This is a genomic window from Deltaproteobacteria bacterium, assembly GCA_011773515.1.
In the GTDB taxonomy this organism is placed as follows: Bacteria; Desulfobacterota; Deferrimicrobia; order J040; family J040; genus WVXK01.
The window spans coordinates 1-4,724 of record WVXK01000083.1 but is presented as its reverse complement, the minus strand read 5'-3'; the positions used below and the strand labels follow the sequence as shown (position 1 = coordinate 4,724).

4 protein-coding genes are annotated in these 4,724 nt (G+C 57.4%); 2 read left to right on the top strand and 2 right to left on the bottom strand.

The genetic code is table 11. The annotated features are described in order from the left end of the window. On the bottom strand, positions 1 to 815 hold an 815-nt coding region (locus GTN70_09420), incomplete at its 3' end, for a hypothetical protein (protein NIO17202.1). A 104-nt stretch (positions 816 to 919) separates the two neighbouring features. On the opposite strand from GTN70_09420, the gene GTN70_09415 reads away from it, so the two are divergent. Then, positions 920 to 2,278: an ACT domain-containing protein gene (locus tag GTN70_09415; GenBank protein NIO17201.1), complete on the top strand. Its 1,359-nt coding sequence runs from the start codon at positions 920 to 922 to the stop codon at positions 2,276 to 2,278. Positions 2,279 to 2,358: 80 nt separating this feature from the next. Here GTN70_09415 and GTN70_09410 read toward each other — a convergent pair whose 3' ends face one another. After that, the gene (locus GTN70_09410; protein ID NIO17200.1) at positions 2,359 to 3,561 is read right to left on the bottom strand and encodes a hypothetical protein; all 1,203 of its coding nucleotides are present in this window, start codon (positions 3,559 to 3,561) and stop codon (positions 2,359 to 2,361) included. A gap of 126 nt (positions 3,562 to 3,687) precedes the next feature. On the opposite strand from GTN70_09410, the gene GTN70_09405 reads away from it, so the two are divergent. Beyond that, a partial coding sequence (locus GTN70_09405; GenBank protein NIO17199.1) for an aminotransferase class I/II-fold pyridoxal phosphate-dependent enzyme occupies positions 3,688 to 4,724 on the top strand: 1,037 nt, incomplete at its 3' end.

Sequence of the window (4,724 nt, the reverse complement as noted above, 5' to 3'; positions counted from 1 at the left end):
GCGATCAGAAGGTCCCCCTGCCCCATGACCTCTCTGGCCGTGGCCCCCCGGTATACCCCTCCCGCGAGCCGGTGTGTCTCCGGGATAGCTCCTTTTGCCGTTACCGTCGTAAAGAGGGGGGCATCGATCGTTTCGGCCAGACCGAGGAGCTTTTCCCCGCACCCGGGGAAGATGCCCCCGTACCCCGCCAGGATGACGGGCCGGCGGGCCCGGTTGATCAGGTTTTCGGCCCTTTTCACCCTGTCCGGCGAGGGCGGTTCGGGTTTTCGGGGTGTCAGGTCCGGTGCCGGCCCCGTCGGTTCGTACTGTGTGAGCGCATCGACGGGAAGCTCCACGTACGAGGGTTTCACGGGAGGGGAGAGAGATGCCCTCACCGCATCTGCGAGGAGCCTGTCCGCTTCTGCCGGGCCTTCGGGGAAAAATGCCGCATCGACGATGCTGGCGGCCGATTCGGCCTGTCCCTCGAATTCGTGCAGGGCTTTCGCCCCGAGACCCCGTGCGTCCCGGTGGACCTGTCCGGAAACGAAAACCACGGGGGTGCCCTTCATTTTTGCCTCGAGCATCGCGCAGGACCCGATGAGGAACCCCGGCCCCGGGGTCAGGAGACAGAAGGACACACGCCCCGTTGTGCGGGAGTAGCCTGTCGCCATGTAACCGGCGCAGAGCTCCGTCCTCGCGGGAACATAGAGGTTTCCGAGCCCTGCCCGGGAAAGCTCTCTTAAAAGGCGCATCACATGGGTTCCCGCCACACCGAAGACGGGAGCGCCCGTTCTCTCCAGTATCCCTATGAAAGGAAAGGCCAATGTCTTTCCCATCCTCAAAAAGTTCCTTGATTTTAACCGGCTTTGGGTGCTTAAACTATTTTTAGCGAAACGCTTTGCAAATGCAACAAACAGCTTCAGGGGCATGGAGGGAGATCATGCAGATCGAAAAGGGGACGGACAAGCTCGTCAAGACGATTCGACTGATGATAAAGGATTCGCCGGGCTATCTGGGACGTGTTGCTACCGCGATCGGGGACATGGGAGGCAACATCGGGAACGTGAAGATCAACCGGTTCGGCATGGAGTACAACACCCGGGACTTCACCGTGTTCGTCGATGACGAGGCCCACCTGGAGCGGGTCCTCGAGGCAATCGGGAAGGTCGAAGGCGTCATCATCTCCGACGTTATCGACCTCGTCCTCGAGCTTCACCGCGGGGGGAAAATCCGCATGAAATCGACCGTGACGATCGATGGCGTCAGTGAGATCAGAAAAATTTACACCCCCGGCGTGGCAAAGGTGTGCAAGATGATCCAGGGCGATCCCGATTCGGCATATGATTACACCTCAATCGGGAATTCCGTCGCCATAGCCACGAACGGGTCGGCCATACTGGGCCTGGGAAATATCGGGGCAGTTGCGGGAATGCCCGTCATGGAGGGGAAGGCGGTCCTTTTCGACTATCTCGTGGGGATAAACGGGATTCCCGTTCTCATCAAGTCCGATGACCCCGAGGAGATTATCGCCGTGCTGGCAAAAACCGCCTGTACCTATGGTGCCATCAAGCTCGAGGATATCAAGGCCCCTGACTGTTTCCGGATAGAGGACAGATTGACGGAGCTCCTCGATATCCCCGTCATGCACGACGACCAGCACGGGACGGCCGTGGTGGTCCTCGCGGCTCTTTTCAACGCGAGCAAATACGTGGGGATGATGATCAAGAACGATATCGTGGGCGTCGTCGGGCTCGGGGCGGCCGGGATGGGCATATCGAAGCTCCTTCTTGCTTACGGGGTGAGGAAGCTGCTCGGTACCGATCTGAGCGAGCAGGCGATGGAGATCTTGAAGGACAAGGGTGGGGAGCCGACAGGCCTCGAGGAGATCATGCGCGAATCAGATATCGTCATCTGCACCACCGGTGTCGGCGGCCTGATCAAGAAGGAGATGATCCGGAAGGGCCAGGTTATCCTCGCTCTTTCCAATCCCTTTCCGGAGATAATGCCGGAGGATGCGAAGGCAGCCGGGGCGTCTTTCGCCGCTGACGGGAAGGGGGTCAACAATGCCCTCGCCTTCCCCGGAATTTTTCGGGGGGCGCTGAATGCCCGGGCGAGGAAGATAAACAACAGGATGAAGCTTGCGGCGGCGAAGACGATCGCGAAATTTGCAGAGCCGGGGGAGCTCGTGCCCGGGATACTGAACATCGAGATGCATTCGGAAGTGTCGAAGGCCGTCGAGAGGGCAGCCTTTGAGTCGGGAATTGCAAAGCCGAAGCCGGACATCATCAGCGAGGATTGAACGCAGGTCCCGCGCCCGGGAAAATCAGCAATAAGCTCAGGGTTCAGCGTTTCTCCCTGCGGACCCCCGGGTTCGTTGGCTCATTCCTTCCTTCTTATCTTCAGCCTGACAAAGATGTCGTAGGCCAGGAGACAGGCGGTTATCAGGATGAGACCCAGAATGAGAGCCCGGAAGGGAAACTTCATGCCAGAACGGTGAATCGTCATGTCGTGGATGTTTACCCTTACCGTCTTTAAGACGGGGTCCGGCGAGGGAATCTCATAGAGGAGCGATACGGCTGCGGAGATGGTTTCAGATCCTTTCTCGAGGGGGAATTCCAGCTTCAGCACCCTTTTCTCTTTCGGGCCGATCCGGTTGTCCTTGAGGACCGTGCTGGCGTTCAGGAACATGTCGGCGGCGGAGCTTATCGGTTTTCCCTCTCTGTTCCCCAGCACGCGCTCGATGAACACCTGTTTTTCGCCTATCACTCCTCCCCGGTCGCCGTTTAATCTCGCGTTTACGATGAGCCGGTGCGTGGGGATCCCCGTGGGGACCTTGTGGCCGGACCTGTCGTTGATGAGCTCGATCTCCAGAATTGCCTCGTTTTTTCGGGACCTGAGGGTTCCCGACATCGTGATGGCTTCCCGGATCTTTTCGGGGTAATACCCGCCCTGCATCGTATGGTCGGGGGGCCCCTCTTCATCGGACCCGGGAAATAGTTGCGGGAGGTGGCAGAACTGACAATGAATCCCCTCGCCCCGGTAGAAACTCTGCTCCCACTCGGAGTAGGTGGTGAGTATGGGCACCCCGTTCTGATTGGTGAACTCGTGGCATCCGGCGCAGAATTTTGAATCGAGGAGAAGGGGGGAAAACTCGGTTTCGTGGTAGGGGCTCCTGGCATCGGCAATGGGGCCTCTTTTCGTCCCCGGCGTATTGACGAACCGGGGAAAGTCATTGCCGATGGTGACTTCCTTCACGGTGTGACAGAAATCGCAGGTGATGCCTTCCTCTTCGGCAATCCCCTGTTTATTGTAACTTTTCGAAATCGTTGCGATAGGGTTGTGGCAGAATCGGCACAGCGCGGCACTGTCGGGGCTGGCGGATCGGGTTTTCCGGTATACTTTTTCAAAGTTCGGTCCCGTGAAGGAATTGGAGTGCCGGGAGGATTTCCACTGGTCGTAGATCACCCTGTGGCACTTCTTGCATATTTCCGCAGTCTCGAAACCCTTCTCTCCGGGGTAGGAGAGCAGAGGCAGCGAGAAAAGGAGCAGGAAGATGAAGAAAAGGAGGAAAGCCCGTTTCATGGGGAAAAAATTCTCTTAAATTTTAAGTGATTTTACTCTATTCTATTTTAATATTCAAGGTTCCCCTCCCAGGGAGGCAGATTAACTTTGAAAAAGGTAAGGGACGACATTACGCCTTTCCTCGTCATGGAGATCATGGAGGAGGCCTTCGAGCTCGAGAAGGAGGGGAGAGACATCATCCATCTCGAGATCGGAGAGCCCGATTTCGACACCCCTGAAGTGATCAAGAAGGAGGCGATCAAGGCGATCGGCGATGGCATGACCAACTACACCCACTCCCTGGGAATACTCCCGATGAGGGAGGCGGTGGCAGAGCACTACCTGGACAAGTATGGCGTGTCCTTTTCTCCCGACAGGGTGGTGGTGACCAGCGGCACCTCGCCCGCCCTGCTCCTTATCTTCTCGTCCCTCGTTTCTCCGGGTGACGAGGTGATACTGACCAACCCCTGCTACGCATGCTACCCGAACTTCGTCAAGTACGTCGGCGGGGTCCCCCGGTTCATAAACGTGTACGACCGGGACAACTATGAGCTCGATGTGGAAGGGGTAAAAAAGATTCTCGGCAGGCGCACGAAGGCCATACTGATCAATTCCCCCTCGAATCCGACGGGCACGGTCATTTCAAAGGAGAAGCTGAAGGAGATAGCCGGCCTCGGGATCACCGTGATCTCCGACGAGATCTACCACGGCCTGGTGTACGAAGGTGACGAGGAGACCATCCTCTCCAGCGGGGACGAAGCATTCGTCCTGAACGGTTTTTCCAAGGCATATGCGATGACGGGATGGAGGCTCGGATACCTCATCGCCCCGAAAAAATATGTGCGTACTATCCAGAAACTGCAGCAGAACCTCTTTATCTCCGCCAACGACTTCGTTCAGCATGCCGGCGTCGTGGCCATCAGGGAGGGGCAACTTCACGTGGAAGAGATGAAGAAGGTTTTCAACGACCGGAGAAAAGTGATGATAGAGGAGATAAAAAAAGTGGGTTTTGTTGTCCGGAGCGAGCCGAAGGGGGCTTTTTACGTCATGGCCGATATCAGGGCTTTCTCCCGGGATTCGCTCTCCTTTGCCTTCGAACTGCTCCGGGAGGCAGGCGTGGGGGCGACGCCGGGGGTCGATTTCGGCTCCAACGGCGAGGGCTTTCTCCGTTTCTCTTACGCAAA

Excerpts from the sequence above, each read along its gene's own strand:
- GTN70_09415 (NIO17201.1), top strand. The coding sequence starts at position 920 with ATGCAGATCGAAAAGGGGACGGACAAGCTCGTCAAGACGATTCGACTG.
- GTN70_09410 (NIO17200.1), bottom strand. The coding sequence starts at position 3,561 with ATGAAACGGGCTTTCCTCCTTTTCTTCATCTTCCTGCTCCTTTTCTCG.